1 protein-coding gene is annotated in these 273 nt (G+C 41.0%); it reads left to right on the forward strand.

Annotated elements, in window-relative coordinates:
- A partial coding sequence (locus AAEZ09_RS28260; RefSeq protein WP_350601646.1) for a hypothetical protein occupies positions 1-273 on the forward strand: 273 nt, incomplete at both ends.

Raw genomic sequence — 273 nt, forward strand, 5'->3', positions numbered from 1 at the left:
GTTTAGCTTTGGTTTTAGTAACAAGCAGACTTTTTCATGTTGAAGGGCCTAATCGTAAGGCCGTTATGCTGGCTTCTGGTATTGCCGTCATCATGCACGGGTTTGCACTTTCGAATGCGGTTTTTACTGTCGATGGACAAAACTTTAGTTTAACCAACGTAATTTCATTGGTTAACTGGATTATTGCATTAACGTTCACGATTACAATGCCTCGACTTAAAGTCATCATTGTAGTGCCCGTTGTGTATGCCTGCTCAATATTGTCAGTAGCAC

This window comes from Pseudomonas sp. 65/3-MNA-CIBAN-0223, assembly GCF_040310425.1.
In the GTDB taxonomy this organism is placed as follows: Bacteria; Pseudomonadota; Gammaproteobacteria; order Pseudomonadales; family Pseudomonadaceae; genus Aquipseudomonas; species Aquipseudomonas gregormendelii.